Source organism: Saccharopolyspora halophila (assembly GCF_039531955.1).
Lineage (GTDB): Bacteria > Actinomycetota > Actinomycetes > Mycobacteriales > Pseudonocardiaceae > Saccharopolyspora > Saccharopolyspora halophila.
This window is the reverse complement of the sequence record NZ_BAAARA010000010.1, coordinates 202,258-222,028: the sequence shown is the minus strand read 5'-3', so window position 1 is coordinate 222,028 and position 19,771 is coordinate 202,258. Positions and strand designations below refer to the sequence as shown.

The following is a 19,771-nucleotide window of genomic DNA, read 5'->3' as shown; positions in this document are numbered from 1 at the left end:
GCGCGAGCTGCGTACTCCGCGGCTCGCGCGTCGCGGGCGGATCGAGCACGAGAACTGACGACAAAGAGCCGGGCCGGTGCGCTTGTGGCGCACCGGCCCGGCTCGTCAGTACCTACCGGATCGGTAGGGGGTCAGGAACGAACCATGTTCCGCAGCACGTACTGGAGAATGCCGCCGTTGCGGTAGTAGTCCGCCTCACCAGGGGTGTCGATGCGGACGTCCGCGTCGAACTCCACCGCCGAGCCGTTCGACTTGGTCGCGGTGACCTTGACGGTCTCCGGGGTCTCGCCGTTGTTGAGCGCGGCGATGCCGGAGATGTCGTAGGTCTCGGTGCCGTCCAGGCCGAGGGACTGCGCCGAGGAGCCCTCCGGGAACTGCAGCGGGATGACGCCCATGCCGATCAGGTTCGAGCGGTGGATGCGCTCGAAGGACTCGGCGATGACGGCCTGCACGCCCAGCAGGCGGGTGCCCTTGGCTGCCCAGTCGCGCGAGGAACCGGAGCCGTACTCCTTGCCGCCGAGCACCACCAGCGGGATGTCGTTGGCGGCGTAGTTCTGCGCGGCGTCGTAGATGTAGGCCTGCGGGGCGCCTTCCTGGGTGAAGTCCCGGGTGTAGCCGCCCTGCACGTCGTCCAGCAGCAGGTTGCGCAGCCGGATGTTGGCGAAGGTGCCGCGGATCATCACCTCGTGGTTGCCGCGACGGGAACCGTAGGAGTTGAAGTCCTTGCGCTCGATGCCGTTCTCGGAGAGGTAGCGACCGGCCGGCGAGTCCGGCTTGATGGCACCGGCGGGCGAGATGTGGTCGGTGGTGACCGAGTCGCCCAGCAGCGCCAGCACGCGAGCCCCGGAGACGTCCTGCACCGGCGCGGGCTCCATGCCCATGCCGTCGAAGTACGGGGGCTTGCGCACGTAGGTGCTGTTCGGGTCCCACTCGAAGGTTTCGCCCTCCGGCGTGGGCAGCTCCTGCCAGCGCTGGTCACCCTTGAACACGTCCTCGTAGGAGGAGGTGAACATCTCGTTGGTGATCGCCGAGTCCATGACGTCCTGAACGTCCTGCGGCGACGGCCAGATGTCGCGCAGGAAGACCGGGTTGCCCTCGTCGTCGGTGCCCAGCGCGTCGTTCTCGAAGTCGAAGTCCATCGTCCCGGCGAGCGCGTAGGCGATGACCAGCGGCGGCGAGGCCAGGTAGTTCATCTTGACGTCGGGGTTGATCCGGCCCTCGAAGTTCCGGTTGCCCGACAGCACCGAGGTGACCGAGAGGTCGTTCTTCTGCACCGCGGCGGAGACGTCCTCCGGCAGCGGGCCGGAGTTGCCGATGCAGGTGGTGCAGCCGTAACCGACCAGGTGGAAGCCGAGCTTCTCCAGGTACGGCCACAGGCCGGCCTTCTCGTAGTAGTCGGTGACGACCTGCGAGCCCGGGGCCATCGAGGTCTTGACCCACGGCTTGCGGGTCAGGCCCTTGTCCACGGCGTTGCGGGCCAGCAGCGCCGCGCCCAGCATCACCGAGGGGTTCGAGGTGTTGGTGCAGGAGGTGATCGAGGCGATCACCACGGCACCGTGGTCGAGCGTGAACTCGCCCAGCTCCGAGGAGGAGACCTTGGTGGGCTTGGAGACCCGCCCGTTGGAGCCGTCGGCCGCCGAGTGGGTGACCGACGGGGCGTCGCTGGCGGGGAAGGACTCCGCACCGGCCTCGTCCAGCGCCGCGTCGTCATCGGCGGAGGCGTAGTCCGGCAGCGTCTTGCGGAACGAGTCCTTGGCCTCGGACAGCGCGATGCGGTCCTGCGGGCGCTTCGGGCCGGCGATCGAGGGGACCACGGTGGACAGGTCCAGCTCGAGGTACTCGGAGTACTCCGGCTCGTGGTCGGCGTCGTGCCACAGGCCCTGTTCCTTGGCGTAGGCCTCGACGAGCGCGACCTGCTCGGCGGAACGGCCGGTGAGCTTGAGGTAGCGGACGGTCTCCTCGTCGATCGGGAAGATCGCCGCGGTGGAGCCGAACTCCGGGCTCATGTTGCCGATGGTGGCGCGGTTGGCCAGCGGCACCGAGGCCACGCCGTCGCCGTAGAACTCGACGAACTTGCCCACCACGCCGTGCTTGCGCAGCATCTCGGTGATGGTCAGCACCACGTCGGTGGCGGTGGCACCGGGCGGGATCTCACCGGTGAGCTTGAAGCCGACGACCTTCGGGATGAGCATCGAGACCGGCTGGCCGAGCATCGCGGCCTCGGCCTCGATGCCGCCGACGCCCCAGCCCAGCACGCCCAGGCCGTTGACCATGGTGGTGTGCGAGTCGGTGCCGACGCAGGTGTCCGGGTAGGCCTGGCCGTTGCGGCTCATGATCGAGCGGGCCAGGTGCTCGATGTTGACCTGGTGCACGATGCCGGTGCCGGGCGGGACGACCTTGAACTCGTCGAAGGCGCCCTGGCCCCAGCGCAGGAACTGGTAGCGCTCCTTGTTGCGGCCGTACTCGAATTCGACGTTGCGCTCGAAGGCGTCCTGCTGGCCGAACACGTCGATGATCACCGAGTGGTCGATGACCATCTCGGCCGGGGCCAGCGGGTTGACCTTGGAGGTGTCGCCGCCGAGTTCGGCGACGGCCTCGCGCATGGTGGCGAGGTCGACCACGCACGGCACACCGGTGAAGTCCTGCATGATCACCCGGGCGGGGGTGAACTGGATCTCGGTGGACGGCTCGGACTTGGCGTCCCAGTTGGCCAGGGCGCGCACGTGCTCGTCGGTGATGTTGACACCGTCCTCGGTGCGCAACAGGTTTTCCATCAGGATTTTGAGGCTGTAGGGCAGCCGGTTGGCACCATCCACGGCGCTGAGCCGGAACACCTCGTAGGAGGCATCGCCGACGTTCAGCTGGCCGCGGGCGCCGAAGCTGTCCTTGCTCGCAGGTGCGGTCACGTTCAACTCCATCTCGCGACGGGCGCAAGTTCGGGAACGATTGCGAGTCTCGCGCACGTCAGCTGAGCGTGCGCGGGTTGCTCGCGCTCTTCGCCACTAACAGTACGTGCGTCCTGTATAAGGGCTCAACAAAGGGTGACCTGAACCGCCGATCACATGTGCCCGCACGTGAAAAACCGCTGGATTTCCAGACTGCGTTGTCCGGCAAACGGGCAAATCGGACGACTTCTGGCACGGTGGTGCCGAAATTGTGGTGGTCATGTTTCGATTGGTCACGTGAGCGCCCCGGTCGATCCCGCAGTCTCGTCCCCGGTTCGAAACGCCCGTTCGGCCGGTGTGGCCGTGGCCATCGCCTCCGCGGTGTTCTTCGGCGGTTCGGGCCCCTTCGCCAAGCCGCTGATCACCGCGGGCCTGAGCCCGCTGCAGGTGGCCTGGCTGCGGCTGGCGGGCGGTGCGCTGCTGATGCTGCCCCTGCTGGTGCGTCACCTCGGGGTGCCGCGCCGCGTGCCCGGTCTGCTGGCGGGGTACGGCTTGTTCGCGGTTGCCGGTGTGCAGGTCTGCTACTTCGCGGCGATCGCGACCGTGCCGGTGGGTGTGGCGCTGCTGATCGAGTTCCTCGGGCCGGTGATCGTGCTGGGCTGGATCCGGTTCGCGCGCCGCAGGCCGGTGAGCCGCTCGGCCACCACGGGTGTGGTGCTCGCGGTGGTCGGCCTGGTCTTCGTCGTCGAACTGTGGTCGGGCCTGAGCTTCAACCCGATCGGTTTGCTGTTCGGCCTGGGGGCGGCCTGCTGCCAGGCCACGTACTTCTTGCTGGCCGACAGCGCCGATCACGTCGATCCGCTCGCGCTGGCCGGGTACGGGCTGCTGCTGGCCACGGTGGTGGTCAGCGTGATCGCGCGGCCGTGGGAGATCGACTGGGCGCTGCTGGCGGGCGACGTCGTGCTGGCAGGCCACCAGGTTCCGGCGCTGATCGCGGTGGCCTGGATCGTGGTGATCAGCACGGTGCTGGCCTACCTGACCGGCATCGTCGCGGTGCGCAGGCTGACCCCGCAGGTCGCCGGAGGCATCGCCTTCCTGGAGCCGGTGGTGGCCACCCTGCTGGCCTGGGCCCTGCTCTCCGAGCAGCTCGGCCCGATGCAGCTCATCGGCGGCGCCCTGATCCTCGCCGGCGCCTACATCGCCCAACGAGCGGCCCCCAACGCCGAGCCGGACCTAGGCCCCCTGCAAGCGGCCCACCGCCCCGACTGAGCCCCCACCCGAAACAGCGGCTCCGCCGCGCTCCCGACCAGATCAATGCGCCAGAACCCGCCGGACGTGCGCGCTGTGGTGACAGTTTTGCCTATAACTGTCGCATAACCATGTCCGTTTTGTCCGTACAGCTTTAGGCAAAACTGTCAGCTCGCTAGGCGGCGGAGGCGCCGCTGGTTTGGGTCGCGCGGTAGCGGCGGGTGATGAGGTCCACGATGGCCGGGTGGACGCCGATCGGGTCGGCGATGCCCGCTGCCGGGATGTCGGCGAGCCATTGGTGGAACAGGCCCGGGGCCAGGAGGTAGGGGGCGATGAAGTCCGTTGGGCGGCAGGCCTCCCCGGTGGCTGGGGATGCGGTCGTGACGTAGCTCGGGGTCAGCCACTGGCGGCATCGCCGGCCGAGCTGATCCGCCGCGGTGCGGACGTCGGTCAGCGCGCGCTCGTCGGAGGAACCGGCCGCGGCGAAGCGGACCGGACGCCCCGGCCGCCACCCGGCCTCGGTGAGCCGGTCCAGCAGGGCGGTGGTGATCTCCGGGGCGGGCCCGAGCGGTTCGGCGATGACGACGTCCCCGCGCTGGGTGGCCGCGATCTGCTCGGGCAGGTCGGTGCGCACGTGGTATCCGGCGGCCAAGAACGCGGGCAGCGCCACGACCGGCCCGTCCATCGTGGACAGCGCCTCGGCCACGGTAGGGCCGATGACGTCGACGTAGCCGACGTGCACCGGCACGTCCAGGCGCTGCGCCGCGGCGGCGGCCAGCCGTTCGATCACCCGGGGGCCTGCCGGCTCCCGAGTGCCGTGGGCGACCAGCAGCAGCGGGCGGTTCAACTCGGCTCTGCGCATCGCGGGGCATCCCTCATCGGTTCCAGCGGAAGTCGATATCCGCGTTTGATCACGGTTTGCACCAGGCCGGGCACCCCCAGCGCCGCGCGCAGGCGGGCCACCGCCTGTTCGACCGCGTGCTCGTCGGCCGAACCGCCCGCACTGCTGAGCGCCTCGGCCAGCGCCCGCCGGGAGATCACCCGGCCCGGCTCCAGCGCCAGGGTGCGCAGCAGCGTTATGCCTTGCCGGGAAATCGGCTTGACCTCCTCGTCGAGCAGCACGGCGTGCCCGCGCACCTGCAGCTCGCGGCCCGCGACCGGCAGCGTGGGGGAGCGCTTGGGCAACGCTTCGCACAGCGTCCGAACCAGCGCGCCGAGGCGGTAGCGCTGCGGAACCACCGCCTCGATGCCGTGCTCGGCCAGCGGAGCTCGCGCGACCGGACCGACGCAGGCGGCCAGCACCGGCCCGCGCAACGCGCCCACCAGTTCCTCGCGGACACCCCGCTCGGCCGCCAGCGCGAGCAACCCGGCCGCGGCGGGGGCGCTGGTGAAGGTCACCGCGTCGAGCTGCTGCCCGCGCGCCGCCGACAGCAGGTTCTCCAGCGCCGTGGTGTCGGCCGGAGCCGCCCACCGGTACACCGGGATCTCGATCACCTGCGCCCCCGCGCACCGCAACGCCTCGACGAAGTGCGGCAGCGGTTGGCCGTGCAGCTGCACCACGACGCGCTTGCCGTCGAGCCCGTCGTCGAGGAGGTGGTCGAGCAGCTCCGCCGAGGACTCCGAGGCCGGCGACCAGGGCTCGGGCAGACCCGCGGTGCCCACCGCTCCGCGTGCCTTCGGCCCGCGCGCCAGCAGTCGCGCGCCGCGCAGCGCCTCGAGCAGGTCGGTGCCGATGCCCCATCCGTCGGCGGCCTCCACCCAGCCCCGGAACCCGATGCCGGTGGTGGCCACCACGGCGTCCGGCGGATTCTCGATGCACTCCTGGCTGGCCCGGTGGAGCTCGGTGTCGTCGGACAACGGCAGCAGCCGCAGCGCCGGGCCGTGCACGACCCGGGCGCCGCGGCTCTCGAGCAGCGAGCCGAATTCCTCGGCTCGGCGGGCTGCGGTCACCCCGACGGTGTAGCCGGTGAGTTCGTTCAAGGAAGCGCGACCTCCACGACGTTGTCGCGCTCGCGCACCCGGTAGGTCGGCAAGGACTTGTCCGGGTCGTCCAAGCACTCCCCGGTGCGCAGCGAGAACGCCTGCTTGAGCATCGGTGAGGCCACTACGGGCTCGCCGCCACGGTCGCCCACGATGCCGCGGCTGATCACGCCGGCCCCGCAGAACGGGTCGATGTTGCCGACGGCGAACAGCTGGTCGTCGCGGGTGCGAAACAGCGCCACCGGGTGCTCGCCGACGAGCGCGGGAACGCCGTCCTCGGGCGCGAGCACGTCCAGTTCGCAGATCTGCTGCCAGGTCACGAGTGCACCTCCTGGTTCTGAGCCCCGAATGCGGGCATCGGCAACACGACCGGGTCGGGCCGGATCTGGCCCCGTTCCTGGATGAACCGGATCGTCGGATCCGGTGCGTCCGGGGCGTTGACGAACGACACGAAGCGCGCGAGCTTGCCCGGGTCGTCGAGCACGCCGGCCCATTCATCGGTGTAACCGTCGACGTGCCGGGCCATCGCGGCTTCGAGTTCGGCACCGATGCCCAGCGAGTCCCGCACGACCACCTCCCGCACGTGCTCGAGACCGCCGTCGAGGGACTCCAGCCACGCCGAGGTCCGCTGCAGCCGATCGGCGGTGCGCACGTAGAACATCAGGAACCGGTCGATGAGCCTGATCAGCTCCTCGTCGTCGAGATCGGAGGCCAGCAGCTCCGCGTGCCGCGGGGTGAAGCCGCCGTTGCCACCGACGTAGAGGTTCCAGCCCTTCTCGGTGGCGATCACGCCGAAGTCCTTGCCGCGCGCCTCGGCGCACTCGCGGGCGCAGCCGGACACGGCGGACTTGAGCTTGTGCGGGGACCGCAGACCCCGGTACCGCAGCTCCAGGCGGATGGCCATGGCCACCGAGTCCTGCACGCCGTAGCGGCACCAGTCGTTGCCCACGCAGGACTTCACGGTGCGCAACGCCTTGCCGTAGGCGTGACCCGACTCGAACCCGGCCTCGACCAGCTTCTGCCAGATCTGCGGCAGCTGCTCCACCCTGGCGCCGAAGAGGTCGATGCGCTGACCACCGGTGATCTTGGTGTAGAGACCGAACTCCTTGGCGACCTCGCCGAGCACGACCAGCTTCTCCGGGGTGATCTCCCCGCCCGGAACCCGGGGAACGACCGAGTACGTGCCGTTGCGCTGCAGGTTGGCCAGAAACCGGTCGTTGGTGTCCTGCAGGCTCGCCTGCTCGCCCTCGAGGATGTGCCCGTGGCCCAGGCTGGCCAGGATCGAAGCCACCGCGGGCTTGCAGATGTCGCAACCTCGGCCGCTGCCGTGCTTGGTGATCAGCTCGGAGAACGACTCGATGCCGGTGGCCTGCACGATCTCGAAAAGCTCGGCGCGCGACTGGGCGAAGTGCTCGCACAGCGCCTTGGACACCGTCACGCCGCACTCGTTGAGCAGCGTCTTGAGCATCGGCACGCAGGACCCGCAGCTGGTTCCGGCCTTCGTGCACTCCTTGACCGCGGGGACGTCGGTGAGTTCCTGCTCGGCGATCGCGCCGGTGATCTGCCCCTTGGTGATGTTGTTGCAGGAGCACACCGTCGCGTCGTCGGGCAGCGCACCGGAGTCCACACCGGAGCCGGCGGGCAGCAGCAGCTGCTCCGGCGGAGCTGGCAGTTCGCGATCGACCAGCGGCCGCAGCACGCCGTAGGCGCCGGCGTCGCCGACCAGCACACCGCCCAGCAGCACCCGCGCGTCGTCGGAGAGCACGAGCTTGGCGTAGGTGCCCGCGGCGTTGTTGGCGTAGACGACCTCCAACGCGCCCCCGGTGGTGCCGTGCGCGTCGCCGAAGCTGGCCACGTCCACGCCGAGCAGCTTGAGCTTGGTGGACGTGTCCGCGCCCGGGAACGTGCCCGAGCCCAGCTCCAGCAGCTGTTCGGCCACGCCCTCGGCCATCGAGTAGCCCGGGGCGACCAGGCCGTAGCAGCGACCGTCGACCGCCGCGCACTCGCCGATGGCCCACACCCCGTCGACATCGGTGCGGCAGGCCTCGTCCACCAGGAACCCGCCGCGCTCACCGCGCGAGACCCCGGCGATCTCGGCGAGCTCGTCGCGCGGGCGCACCCCGGCCGAGAACACCACCAGGTCGGTGTCGATGACCGTGCCGTCGGCCAGCGTCACCCCGGTGACCCGCTCCTCGCCGTCGATCGACTGGGTCGCGGCACCGGCGTGCACGGTCAGCCCCAGGTCCTCGACCAGACCGCGCAGCACCTGACCGCCGCCCTCGTCGACCTGCAGCGGCATCAGCCGCGGCGCCATCTCCACCACGTGCGGGCGCATGCCCAGCAGCCGCAGCGCGTTGGCCGCCTCCAGACCCAGCAGGCCACCACCGATGACCACGCCGTCGCGCCCCTCGGTGGCCGCGTCGCGGATGGCGTCGAGGTCCTCGATGGTGCGGTAGACGAAGGTTCCCGGCAGCTGGTGCCCGGGCACCGGTGGCACGAACGGCCGCGAACCGGTCGCCAGCACCAGCGCGTCGTAGGTCAGCGGCTCGCCATCGGCCAGCGTCACGGTGCGCGCACCGGTGTCCACAGCGGACGCGGTCGCGCCCAGCCGCAGCTCGACCATGGGGTCGTCGAGGACGTCCTGACCGGTCATGCTCAGGTCTTCGGCGCTCTTGCCGTCCAGGTAGGACGACAGCGCCACCCGGTCGTACGCGGGACGGGTCTCCTCTCCGAGGACGACGATCCGCCAGGTGTCGTCCCCGTCGCGTTCGCGGAGCGTTTCGACGAGCCGGTGGCCGACCATTCCGTGGCCGACGACGATGAGCGTGCGGGTCATGCCGCGCCCTCCCTTTCTGATTCGATGCGTTCGGCCAACGCGGTGCACACGGCGCCGACGTCGTCGACGCAGCTACCGCAGCCGGTGGTCGCCCGCGTTGCCCGGGCCAGCGCGGACACCGAGCGAGCACCGCCGTGCCAGGCGGTGATCAAGGACTTCTTGGTGACGTTGTTGCAGCGGCAGACCACCGCGTCCTCCGGCAGCTCCACCGGAGCCCCGGGCACCGACGCCGGGGTGCCCAGCAGCAGCGACAGCCGATCGGCGGGCATCGGCAGCCCCCGGTCGTGCAGCTGGCTCACCGCGGCGATGGCCTCCGGGAAGCCCAGCAGCACCGCGCCGCTGATGCGCCCGTCGTGCAGCGCGAGCCGGGCGTAGCGCCCCCGCGCGGGATCCGACAGCGTCACGATCTCCGCGTCCGAACCGGCCAGTGCCCGCGCCGAGCCGATGGAGACCAGGTCGATGCCCCGCGCCCGCAACCGGTTGACCGTCGGAGTGCCCTGGTAGGCCGTCTCACCGCCGGTCAGCTGCGCGGCCAGCACCTCGGCCTGCTCCCAGGCCGCGGAGATCAGGCCTGCCGTGCGACCGCGGTGCTCGGCGCAGTCGCCGATGGCGTGGATGCGCGGGTCGCTGGTGCGCAGCCGGTCGTCGACGACGACACCGCGGTTGACCGAGACCCCGGCCCGCTGGGCGAGCGTGACCTCCGGCCACACACCGGTGCAGGCCACCACCATCTCTGCCGAGACCTCGGAACCGTCGCCCAGCACCAGCCGTCCCTCGCGGTGGCGGACGGCCTTGACCCCGAGCCGGACGTCGACGCCGAGCTTGCCGAGCCGCTCGGCAAGCATCCGCCCGCCGATCTCGTCGAGCTGGTGCTCCATCAGGTGCGGCTCGCGGTGTACCAGCGCCATGTCGTGGCCGCGGGCCAGCAGCGCCCGCGCAGTTTCGACGCCGAGAACGCCGCCGCCGAGCACCGCGACCGGGCCGGAGGCCGCGCCGACCCGCGCGCAGTCGCCCAGCGTGCGCAACGCCGCGAGCCGGGCCGGGTCCAGGCCGGCGATCTCGGGCATCAGCGGGCGCGAACCGGTGGCCAGCACCAGCACGTCGTAGCCGAACTCCTGGCCGTCGCCGGTGCGCGCGGTCCGTTGCGCGCGGTCGATGTCGGCCACCGGGCGGCGCAGGTGCACCTGCGCGTCGACCTCCGGCAGCGCCACTGCCGAGGCCGGCAGCGACCCGTCCAGCACCGAACCCAGCAGCACCCGGTTGTAGGCCGGTTCCGGCTCGGCGCCCAGCACGGTGATCGGGCCCTCGTGCCCGTGCGCGCGCAGCCGCTCGGTCAGCCGGTGCGCCGCCGGACCGTTGCCGATCACCAGCACCCGGCCTGCCACCGGGTCGAGCGGAGGCGAGGCGGTCATGGCGTCACCACATCCCGGTGGGGCTCGATGCGCACCGCGCTGACCTTGAACTCCGGCATCCTGCTGCGCGGGTCCAGCGCATCGCCGGTGAGCAGGTTGGCCCGCCCGTCGCCGGGGAAGTGGAACGGCAGGAACACGGTGTCGGTGCGCATCGTGCGGACCACGCGCACCCTCGCGATCGCGCTGCCGCGCGGGGAGGTGACCTTGGCCAGCGCGCCGTCGGACACACCAGCGCGGGTGGCGGTGTCCGGATGGATCTCCACGAAGGCCTCGGGGGAGACCTCGTTGAGCGCGGTGACCCGCCGGGTCTGCGCCCCCGACTGGTACTGCGCCAGCACCCGCCCCGTCGTAGCCGTCAGCGGGAAGACCTGTTCCGGGACGTCCCCGGCGTCGCGGTGCTCGACGATCGCGAACCGCGCCCGCCCGTCCGCGTGCGCGAAACCGTCCAGGAACAACCGCGGAGTGCCCGGGTGCTCGCCGTCCGGGCAGGGCCAGTGCAGCGCCTCACCGGCGTCGAGCCGCTCGTAGCTGATGCCCGAGTAGTCGGCCTTGCCACCCGCCGAGGCGCGGCGCAGCTCGTCGAAGACCTCGCGCGGCTGCGTGGGGTAGCGGTGCCCCGGTTCGCCCAGCCGCGTGGCGATGCCGTGCAAGACCTCCAGGTCGCTGCGGGCGTGGCCGGGCGGCACCTGCAACCGGCGGCGCCGCAGGATCCGGCCCTCCAGGTTGGTCATGGTGCCCTCTTCCTCGGCCCACTGGGTCACCGGCAGCACCACGTCGGCCAGCTCGGCGGTCTCCGACGGCACGAAGTCGGCCACCACCAGCAGCTCCAGCGCCCGGAGCCGGTCGACCACGTGCCCGGAGTTGGGAGCCGAGACCGCCGGGTTCGATCCGAACACCAGCAGCGCGCTCGGCCCGTTCCCGGTGCCCAACGCGTCGAGCAGCTCGTAGGCCGAACGCCCCGGGCCGGGCAGCACCTCCGGAAGCACGCCCCAGACCTCGGAGACGTGCTCGCGCGCGGCCTGATCGGTGATCAGCCGGTAACCGGGCAGCTGATCGGACTTCTGGCCGTGCTCGCGGCCGCCCTGGCCGTTGCCCTGCCCGGTCAGGCAGCCGTAGCCGCTGCCCTCGCGCCCCGGCAGCCCCAGCGCCAGCGCCAGGTTGATGAACCCGGCGACGGTGTCCACGCCCTTGCTGTGCTGCTCGGCGCCCCGGCCGGTGAGCACGTAGGCCGAGCTCGCCTCCGCCAGCATCCGCACCGCCCGGCGCTGCGCGGTCACCGGGACCCCGGTCACCCGTTCCACCCGCTCGGGCCACCAGCTCATCGCCCGTTGCCAGGCGTCCGCGAAACCGCTGGTGCGCGCGGCGATGTATCCGCTGTCGCCGAACCCGTCGACCACCGCGATGTGCAGCAGCCCCAGCGCCAGGGCGAGATCGGTGCCGGGCAACGGCTGCAGGTGCAGCGCGGCCTGCTCGGCCGTGGCGCTGCTGCGCGGGTCGATGACGATCAGATCCGGCGAGCGCAGGTGCTGCATCAGCGGAGGCATCGTCTCGGCCGGATTCGCCCCGGCCAGCAGCACGACTTCCGCGCCGCCCAGATCGGTCACCGGGAACGGCAGCCCGCGATCGAGCCCGAACGCGGCGATGCCGGCGCCCGCGGCCGAGGACATGCAGAACCGGCCGTTGTAGTCGATCTGACTCGTGCCCAACCCCAGCCGGGCGAACTTGCCCAGCAGGTAGGCCTTCTCGTTGGTGAGACCGCCGCCGCCGAACACCCCGACCGCGTCGGGGCCGCGCTCGGCCCGGATGCGCTCGATGCCCTCGGCGATGGTGTCCAGCGCGACGTCCCAGGAGACCGCGACGAGCTCGCCGCGGCGGCGCACCATCGGAGTGCGCAACCGGTCCTCGACGTCCAGCAGGGAAGGGGCCGTCCAGCCCTTCTGGCACAACCCGCCCCGGTTCACCGGGAAGTCCGTGGGCTGCACCGACACCCCGCGCCGTTCCCGCGTGAGCCGGGTGCCGCACTGCAGCGCGCAGTACGGGCAGTGCGTGGACACGGTCCGCAGCTCAGGCACTTCCGGCCCCCGCGGTCTCCTTCGCCGGAACCGCCGCAGGCGTCCGGCCGCGTTTGAGCGCCCCGCGCAGGTAGATCGACCAGGTCACCAGCACGCACACCACGTAGTAGGCGAGGAAGAGCAGCAGCGCCGCGTCACCGCTGGCGGCCTCGCCGCCGTAGGAGGAGCGGAACGCGAGGTTGATGCCCACCCCGCCGAGCGCGCCGAGCGCGCCCGCGATGCCGATGACCGCACCCGACAGGCGCCGCGCCCTGGCGAAGGCCGCTGTCGCCTCGCCGCCGCCGGTGACCGCGTCCTCGGCCTCCGCGGCGTAGACCGCCGGGATCATCTTGTAGACGGAGCCGTTGCCGATGCCGGTCAGCGTGAACAGCACGATGAACGCGGCGATGTAGAGCGGGAACGAGCCCTGCGACGTGGCGATCAGCAGCACCCCGACCCCGGCGGCCATCAGCGCGAAGTTCCACAGCGTGATCCGCGCACCGCCGAGCGCGTCGGCGAGCCGGCCACCCACCGGCCGCGACAACGACCCCAGCAGCGGACCCAGGAACGTCCAGCTCGCCGCTTGCAGCGCGGAGAAGCCGAACTCGGTCTTGAGCACCAGCCCGAAGGCGAAGCTGTAGCCGATGAACGAACCGAACGTGCCGACGTAGAGGAACGAGATCCACCAGGTGTGCCTGCTGGAGCAGGCCTCGCGCAGCGCACCCGGCTTGGCCTTGATCGCGTCGACGTTGTCCATGAACAGCGCGGCGCACACCGAGGCGAGCACGATCAGCGGCAGGTAGATCGCGGCCACGTACGACGGGTGGTCGCCGCCCGCGGTGGCGATCACCAGCAGGCCGATGACCTGGATGGTGGCCACGCCGATGTTGCCGCCGCCCGCGTTGAGCCCCAGCGCCCAGCCCTGCAGCCGCTGCGGGAAGAAGATCGTGATGTTGGTCATCGAGGAGGCGAAGTTGCCGCCGCCGACACCGGCGGTTGCCGCGATGAGCAGGAACACCCACAGCGGAGTGCCGGGCTGCTGCACGAAGTGGAACGCGCCCAGCGCGGGGACCAGCAGCGCGACGGAGGAGAAGATCGTCCAGTTGCGGCCGCCGAAGCGGGTCACCGCCGCCGCGTAGGGCAGGCGAAGCAGCGCGCCGACCAGGTTCGGGGTGAGGACCAGGAGGAACTTCTCGGAAGCGGTGAAGCCGAGGCCGATCTCCGGCGACATGAACAGCACCAGCACCGACCAGATGCTCCACACGGAGAACCCGATGTGCTCGGAGAGGATCGAGAAGATCAAATTGCGGCGCGCGACCTGCTTGCCGCCGGCCGCCCAGAGGTCTTCGTCCTCCGGGTTCCAGCCCTCGATCCAGCGGCCTCTGGTGGCCCGGGTAATCGCGGTCAACACGGCTCCTCTCAACGGTTGCTCCGAAGATAGGAAGCCGCTGTTTCGAGGCTGGTTGCTTCGCGTTACCGCCAAGCAAAACAGGCTTCACGTGCGCGGTTCCCCCGGCGTCAGGAACCCGCCTCGCGGCCGACGTCGCTGGTGGGCGCTTCGAACGCCGCGGACGGGCGTGGGACCGTGGAGTTGTGACACAACATGGCACGGGCACCGAAGAATCCGCGGCCCGGCAGCGCGCCCGCGAACTGTTCGGCGCCGCGCGCCGGATCACCGCGCTCACCGGCGCGGGGATCTCCACCGCTTCCGGCATCCCGGACTTCCGCGGGCCGGACGGGGTCTGGACCAGGAATCCGGAGGCAGCCCGGCTCAGCGACATCGACAGCTATCTCGCCGACGAGTCGGTCCGCGAGAAGGCGTGGCGCGCCCGCGCCGAACACGCCGCCTGGCGGGCCGAACCGAACGACGCGCACCGGGCGTTCGTCGATCTCGACGCCGCGGGCAGGCTGCGCGCGCTGCTGACCCAGAACATCGACGAACTGCACCAGCGCGCGGGACTGGCCGCCGACAAGGTCGTCGAGCTGCACGGCACCATGCGCCGCACCATCTGCGTCGACTGCGGGGCTCCGGGATTGATGCTCGCCGCGCTCGAGCGGGTGGCGGCGGGCGAGACCGATCCGCCGTGCCCGTCCTGCGGCGGGATCATGAAATCGGCCGTGGTGTTCTTCGGCGAGCCCCTCGACACCGAGGTGATCCGCAGTGCGCGCAGCGCGGCGCTGGACTGCGATCTGTTCCTCGCCGCGGGCACCTCGCTGTCGGTGCACCCGGCGGCGGGATTCGCCGAGCTGGCCACGCGCGCGGGCGCACGTCTGATCATCTGCAACGCCGAGCCCACCCCCTACGACGACCTGGCCGATGCGGTGCTGCGCGGACCGCTGGCCGAGGTCGTCCCGGACCTGGTCGCCGCTCCGGTGAGCGACTCCGCCGAGCCGCTCGACACCTGGGGAGATCCCAGCACGTGGAAACGCATGTGACACGAGTGGTTGATGTTGGAACTTTTTCTGGGGTGTCGCGTGGTGCCCGAGCGATAGTTTTGTAAAACTCCCAGCGGTTGTGATCTGTTCGGACTAATGGCTCCGCCGAACGGTGCATCTGCGGGAGGTGTGACGGTGGAACCGAGAACTCGAAGTGCGCGCCGGATCGGCGTCATCGCGCTGTTCGGCGTCCTCGGCCTGGTTCTGCCGATCGCCGCGCAGGCCGCCCCGGAACCGCCCGACAACCCCACCGACGCGGAGATCCAGGCGGGTCGCGAGGCCGCCCGGGAATCCGCCGGCAAGGTCGGTGAGCTCGCCAACCGCCTAGCCGAGGCCGACGAGCGGCTGGTCGCGCTGCAGGCGCAGGTCGAGCGGAAGATGGAGGAGGCCAACAAGGCTCGCGTCGACCTGCGGCGCGCCGAGGACGCGCACGCCCGCGCCCTGTCGATGGCCAGGGCGGCCCGCGGTGAGGCGAACGCGGCGGGCGACCGGATCGAGGCGCAGCGCAAGCGCCTCGACGAGTTCGCCGCGAGCAGCTATCGGCAGGGCAGCAGGGTCGGCTCGGCCACGGCCTACATCGGCTCGAAGAGCCCGGGCGAACTGCTCGAACGCGCCTCCCTGCTGGACGCGATCAGCGATTCGCAGCTCGACGTGATGGACGACTTGCAGCGGGCGCGCATCGAGAAGGTCAACAAGGACTCGCTCGCGCGCGCCGCGCTCGAGGAGGCCGAAGCCAAGAAGAAGGCTGCCGACGAGGCCCGCGCTGCCGCCGAGGCGGCGCAGCGGGCCGCCATCGAGGCCAGGTCGGGCCAGGTCGCCGAGTCGCGCAGGCTCGAAGCCCGCAAGGCCGAGGTCGAGGACCGGCTGGAGGCGGCGCGTTCGCGCGTCAGCGGCCTGCGCGAGCAGCGCGCCGAGTACGAGGACTGGCGAGCCGCCAAGCGGCGCGCCGAGCAGCAGGCCGCTGCGGCGGCCGCGGCCGCCCAGAGCAACGAGTCCGGCGGCGGCGATCCGGCACCCACCGCGGGCAGCAGCGCCGTCGAGACGGTCGTGCAGCGCGCGCTGTCCCAGCTGGGCGAGCCCTACGCCTGGGGCGGCGGGAACGCGAGCGGGCCGACCCGCGGGATCCGCGACGGGGGAGTGGCCGACTCCTACGGGGACTACGCCAAGATCGGATTCGACTGCTCCGGGCTGATGATCTACGCCTTCGCGGGTGTCGGGATCAGCTTGGACCACTACAGCGGCTACCAGGCCCAGTCGGGCACCCGGGTGCCGCTGTCCCAGAAGCAGCGCGGGGACATGCTGTTCTGGCGCGACGGCGGCGGCATCCACCACGTGGCGATGTACCTGGGCAACGGCAAGATGGTCGAGGCCCCGTACTCGGGTTCGCACGTGCGGGTCACCTCGGTGCGCTACAGCGGGATCGCCCCGTACGCGGTGCGGCTGCTCTGAGCGGGCGGTTGGTCGCCCTCGCCGTGCACCTGCAAGCATGACCGCGTGGCGGATTTCGCGGCGTTGGTGCTGGCTGGTGGCCGAGCTCGGCGACTCGGGGGCGTGGACAAGGTCCTGCTTCCGGTGGCGGGGCGATCCCTGCTGGATCGCACGCTCGACGCGGTCGCGGACGCCGATCCGATCGTGGTCGTCGGGCCGGAGCGGCCGACCGAGCGCGCAGTGCAGTGGACCCGCGAAGAGCCGCCGGACGGTGGTCCGCTCGCGGCGGTGCACGCCGGGCTCGCTCGCCTTCCCGCGGGCACGCGTGTGGTCGCGATCCTCGCGGCCGATCACCCGCACTTGACACCGGAAACCCTCGCGCGCCTGCGGGGGTCGCTGACCGCCGACCTGCGGGCCGGGGGAGCGGTCCTCGCCGAAACCGGTGGCCGCCCGCAATGGCTGCTGGGGGTCTGGCGGGTGTCCGCGCTGCGCGCGGCGATGCCGGACGAGGTGCGCGACAAACCGATCCGCGCGCTGCTGGCGCCCTTGGCCCCGATCCACGTCCCGGCCACGCCGACCGAGACATCGGACGTGGACACGCCGGAGGACCTGGACCGGGCGCGCACCCTCGACGACTAAAGCCCGCGCCCACCTGGTCGGTGGCCCTGGCTCATCCGCCCCGTTAATCGCATCCAGCGTTTCAGTGTTGACTGAAACCAATTCGGTCAACACGACCGATCAGCTGGGGAGGGGAGGGGAGGGGGCGTGACCACCAGCCCGCGCCTGCTCGTTCCGCCCGGTGCCTCGCTCTGCCACGCGGGCAAGTGGGGGCGAGGGATTCGTGGAGGCGCTCGCCCGACGAGCCGGCCCCGTTCGGCATCGAGGTGACGCTCGTCGAGGCCGGTGATGCGCGTACCTCGTTCGCGGGCAGCAGCCTACTGCTGAGCGAACCGCCGGTCGCCTGCGACGACACCCCGGCCGCCGCCAGGAGCATCGACAGTGCACCGGCCCGCCCGTGTTGCAGCTGGCTCTGGGAAGCGACAGCTACCAGGCGGACTCCGCTGCGCTGCGCGAGCGCCTGGCCCAGATCGAACCGCAGCAGAACACAGCGGCTGAGACCGATGCGGACGCGTGAGTGGCCCCACCCGTGCCGCTGACGCGCCGCGAGGGGAGCGGAGTCGCGGAACGAGATTAACTACATCTGTGGCTTCAGTGCGGAGTGAAATAAATCCTGCGAATGCCAACCCGACCATCCGCGCGGGGAACCGAAGCAGGTCCGCTTCACACGGGTCATACCGGGAGTTTGGTTGGGTGTGCGATGCGTGCGCCCCCTGTCGTGTCTCCTGGGCGGTGGACGTGCCAGGATCTTGATCGGTCGACCAGCGGCCGGATCGCGACGAGGAGGCGGAAGTGACCGACGCCGGCAACGGTGACAGCGGGGGCGCGCCGCAGGCGGGCGAACAGGTGAACACCCCGGCGCGTGACGCGCAGCTGCTGGAACGCACCGTCTTCGAGGTCAAGCGGGTGATCGTCGGTCAGGACCGGTTGGTGGAGCGGATGCTCACCGGCCTGCTGGCCAAGGGCCACATCCTGCTCGAAGGCGTGCCGGGCGTGGCCAAGACCCTCGCCGTCGAGACCTTCGCCCGCGTGGTCGGGGGCAGCTTCTCGCGCCTGCAGTTCACCCCGGACCTGGTGCCCGCCGACCTCCTCGGCACCCGCATCTACCGGCAGGGCAGCGAGCGCTTCGACGTCGAGCTCGGGCCGGTGCTGGCCAACTTCGTGCTCGCCGACGAGATCAACCGCGCCCCGGCCAAGGTGCAGTCGGCGCTGCTGGAGGTCATGGCCGAGCGGCACGTGTCCATCGGCGGCGAAAGCTTCCCGATGCCCTCGCCGTTCCTCGTGCTGGCCACCCAGAACCCGATCGAGAACGAGGGCGTCTACCCGCTGCCGGAGGCCCAGCGGGACCGCTTCCTGTTCAAGCTCCCGGTGGAGTACCCGACCGCCGAGGAGGAACGCGAGATCGTCTACCGGATGGGCGTGACCCCGCCGGACCCGAACGCGGTGCTCAACCCCGAGGAACTGATCCGGCTGCAGAACGTCGCCTCCGAGGTGTTCGTGCACCACGCCCTCGTCGACTACGTGGTTCGCCTGGTGATCGCGACCCGGGTGCCCAACGACCACGGGCTCTCCGACATCGCGGGCTGGGTCTCCTACGGCGCCTCGCCGCGCGCCAGCCTCGGCATCATCGGCTCGGCCCGCGCGCTCGCGCTGGTTCGCGGCCGCGACTACGTGCTGCCCCAGGACGTGGTGGACGTGGTGCCGGACGTGCTGCGGCACCGCCTGGTGCTGTCCTACGACGCGCTGGCCGACGGCATTCCGGTCGACCACATCGTCAGCCGGGTGCTGCAGACCGTTCCGCTGCCGCAGGTCGCCGCCCGCCCGCAGGGCGGCCAGCAGCCGGCGCCGGTCGGTCCGGCGGGCGCGCCCGCCTACGGCCAGCAGCAGATGCCACCCAACCCGCCGCACCAGTGAGGGGGCAGCCGTGACGGCAGCGCACCCCGCCCGTGGTGAACGCCCGAGCTGGGCGCCTCCGGCCCTGGACACCGGCCGGATGGAGGTGGCGCTGCGCGCGCTGGAGCTGAGCGTGCGCGGTCGGTTGGACGGGCTCCTGCAGGGCAATCACCTCGGTCTGGTGCCGGGCCCGGGAACCGAGCCGGGCGAGGCGCGGAGCTACCAGCCCGGCGACGACGTCCGGCGCATGGACTGGGCGGTGACCGCTCGGATGGGCGAGCCGCACATCCGGCAGACCGTCGCCGACCGCGAGCTGGAGACCTGGGCGGCGATGGACCTCTCGCCGAGCCTGGACTTCGGATCGGGTGCCTGCGACAAGCGCGAGCTGGCCGTCGCGGCGCTGGCCGCGGTCATGTTCCTGACCAGCGGGGGAGGCAACCGGATCGGCGCGGTGGTGGACAACGGCACCGGGCAGCACCGGCTGCCCGCGCGCGGTGGGTCCGGGCACGGCCGGGCGCTGCTCAAGCAGGTCGCCGAGACCCCGCGGGCGCCCGAGGGCACCCGCGGTGACCTGGCCGGTCTGCTGGAATCGCTGCGCAGGCCACCGCGCAGGCGAGGGCTGGCCGTGGTGGTCTCGGACTTCCTCGGGCCGACGGATTGGCAGCGCGCGCTGCGCGGCCTGGGTGCGCGTCACTCGCTGCTGGCGATCGAGGTGCTCGACCCGCGCGATGTCGAACTTCCCGATGTGGGAACGGTGCTGTTGTCGGACCCGGAGACGGGCAAGCAGCGGGAGGTGCACACCACCCCGGTGCTGCGCAAGGAGTTCGCCGCGGCCGCGGCGGCGCATCGCGAGGAGGTAGCCAGGGTGCTGCGGCGGGCCGGGTGCGCGCACCTGGTGCTGCGCACCGATTCGGACTGGATCGCCGACGTGGTGCGGTTCGTGGTGGCGCGCAAGCGCGGATGGTCCGGAGGAACCGCTTGATG

General features: G+C 71.3%; 14 protein-coding genes. 6 read left to right on the top strand and 8 right to left on the bottom strand.

Annotation, left to right across the window (positions count from 1 at the left end):
- Window positions 1-131: 131 nt before the first annotated feature.
- Window positions 132-2,918 (bottom strand): aconitate hydratase AcnA, encoded by a 2,787-nt coding sequence (gene acnA, locus ABD289_RS16690; RefSeq protein WP_344133051.1) that lies wholly within the window; start codon window positions 2,916-2,918, stop codon window positions 132-134.
- Window positions 2,919-3,182: 264 nt separating this feature from the next.
- Between acnA and ABD289_RS16685 the strand changes: the two genes are divergently transcribed.
- A complete protein-coding gene (locus tag ABD289_RS16685; protein WP_344133048.1) occupies window positions 3,183-4,154 on the top strand; it encodes an EamA family transporter in 972 nt (323 codons plus the stop codon).
- 154 nt (window positions 4,155-4,308) lie between these two features.
- On the opposite strand, the gene ABD289_RS16680 is transcribed toward ABD289_RS16685, so the two are convergent.
- From ABD289_RS16680 to ABD289_RS16650, 7 genes are read right to left on the bottom strand one after another with little or no spacing between them, the layout of a single operon-like run.
- A complete protein-coding gene (locus ABD289_RS16680) occupies window positions 4,309-4,995 on the bottom strand; it encodes a sirohydrochlorin chelatase (protein ID WP_344133045.1) in 687 nt (228 codons plus the stop codon).
- The gene (locus ABD289_RS16675; RefSeq protein WP_344133042.1) at window positions 4,977-6,113 is read right to left on the bottom strand and encodes a uroporphyrinogen-III synthase; all 1,137 of its coding nucleotides are present in this window, start codon (window positions 6,111-6,113) and stop codon (window positions 4,977-4,979) included. Before ABD289_RS16675 ends, ABD289_RS16680 begins: the two co-directional genes overlap by 19 nt.
- Entirely contained in the window at window positions 6,110-6,433 is a 324-nt protein-coding gene (gene nirD / locus ABD289_RS16670) for a nitrite reductase small subunit NirD (protein WP_344133039.1), read from the bottom strand. The genes ABD289_RS16675 and nirD overlap by 4 nt, the downstream gene beginning before the upstream one ends.
- On the bottom strand, window positions 6,430-8,949 hold the full coding sequence (gene nirB, locus ABD289_RS16665; protein WP_344133037.1) for a nitrite reductase large subunit NirB: 2,520 nt from the start codon (window positions 8,947-8,949) through the stop codon (window positions 6,430-6,432). The genes nirD and nirB overlap by 4 nt, the downstream gene beginning before the upstream one ends.
- Window positions 8,946-10,361 carry an FAD-dependent oxidoreductase gene (locus tag ABD289_RS16660; RefSeq protein WP_344133035.1) on the bottom strand — a complete coding sequence of 472 codons (1,416 nt, stop codon included), beginning with the start codon at window positions 10,359-10,361 and terminating at the stop codon, window positions 8,946-8,948. The genes nirB and ABD289_RS16660 overlap by 4 nt, the downstream gene beginning before the upstream one ends.
- Complete coding sequence (locus ABD289_RS16655) at window positions 10,358-12,424, bottom strand: molybdopterin oxidoreductase family protein (protein ID WP_344133645.1); 2,067 nt, start codon at window positions 12,422-12,424, stop codon at window positions 10,358-10,360. The genes ABD289_RS16660 and ABD289_RS16655 overlap by 4 nt, the downstream gene beginning before the upstream one ends.
- Before the next feature lies 1 nt (window position 12,425).
- Window positions 12,426-13,820 carry a nitrate/nitrite transporter gene (locus ABD289_RS16650; protein WP_344133031.1) on the bottom strand — a complete coding sequence of 465 codons (1,395 nt, stop codon included), beginning with the start codon at window positions 13,818-13,820 and terminating at the stop codon, window positions 12,426-12,428.
- Window positions 13,821-14,005: 185 nt separating this feature from the next.
- Here ABD289_RS16650 and ABD289_RS16645 point away from each other — a divergent pair, with 185 nt between their 5' ends.
- The 5 genes from ABD289_RS16645 to ABD289_RS16625 all read left to right on the top strand — a co-directional run bounded on the left by ABD289_RS16645 (window position 14,006) and on the right by ABD289_RS16625 (window position 19,769).
- The gene (locus tag ABD289_RS16645; protein WP_425564703.1) at window positions 14,006-14,848 is read left to right on the top strand and encodes an SIR2 family NAD-dependent protein deacylase; all 843 of its coding nucleotides are present in this window, start codon (window positions 14,006-14,008) and stop codon (window positions 14,846-14,848) included.
- A gap of 135 nt (window positions 14,849-14,983) precedes the next feature.
- A complete protein-coding gene (locus tag ABD289_RS16640; protein WP_344133028.1) occupies window positions 14,984-16,297 on the top strand; it encodes an NlpC/P60 family protein in 1,314 nt (437 codons plus the stop codon).
- A gap of 45 nt (window positions 16,298-16,342) precedes the next feature.
- Window positions 16,343-16,915, top strand: a complete 573-nt coding sequence (mobA, locus tag ABD289_RS16635; protein WP_344133025.1) for a molybdenum cofactor guanylyltransferase — start codon at window positions 16,343-16,345, stop codon at window positions 16,913-16,915.
- 771 nt (window positions 16,916-17,686) lie between these two features.
- Complete coding sequence (locus ABD289_RS16630; protein ID WP_344133021.1) at window positions 17,687-18,808, top strand: AAA family ATPase; 1,122 nt, start codon at window positions 17,687-17,689, stop codon at window positions 18,806-18,808.
- A gap of 79 nt (window positions 18,809-18,887) precedes the next feature.
- Window positions 18,888-19,769 carry a DUF58 domain-containing protein gene (locus ABD289_RS16625; RefSeq protein WP_344133639.1) on the top strand — a complete coding sequence of 294 codons (882 nt, stop codon included), beginning with the start codon at window positions 18,888-18,890 and terminating at the stop codon, window positions 19,767-19,769.
- Window positions 19,770-19,771 lie beyond the last annotated feature (2 nt).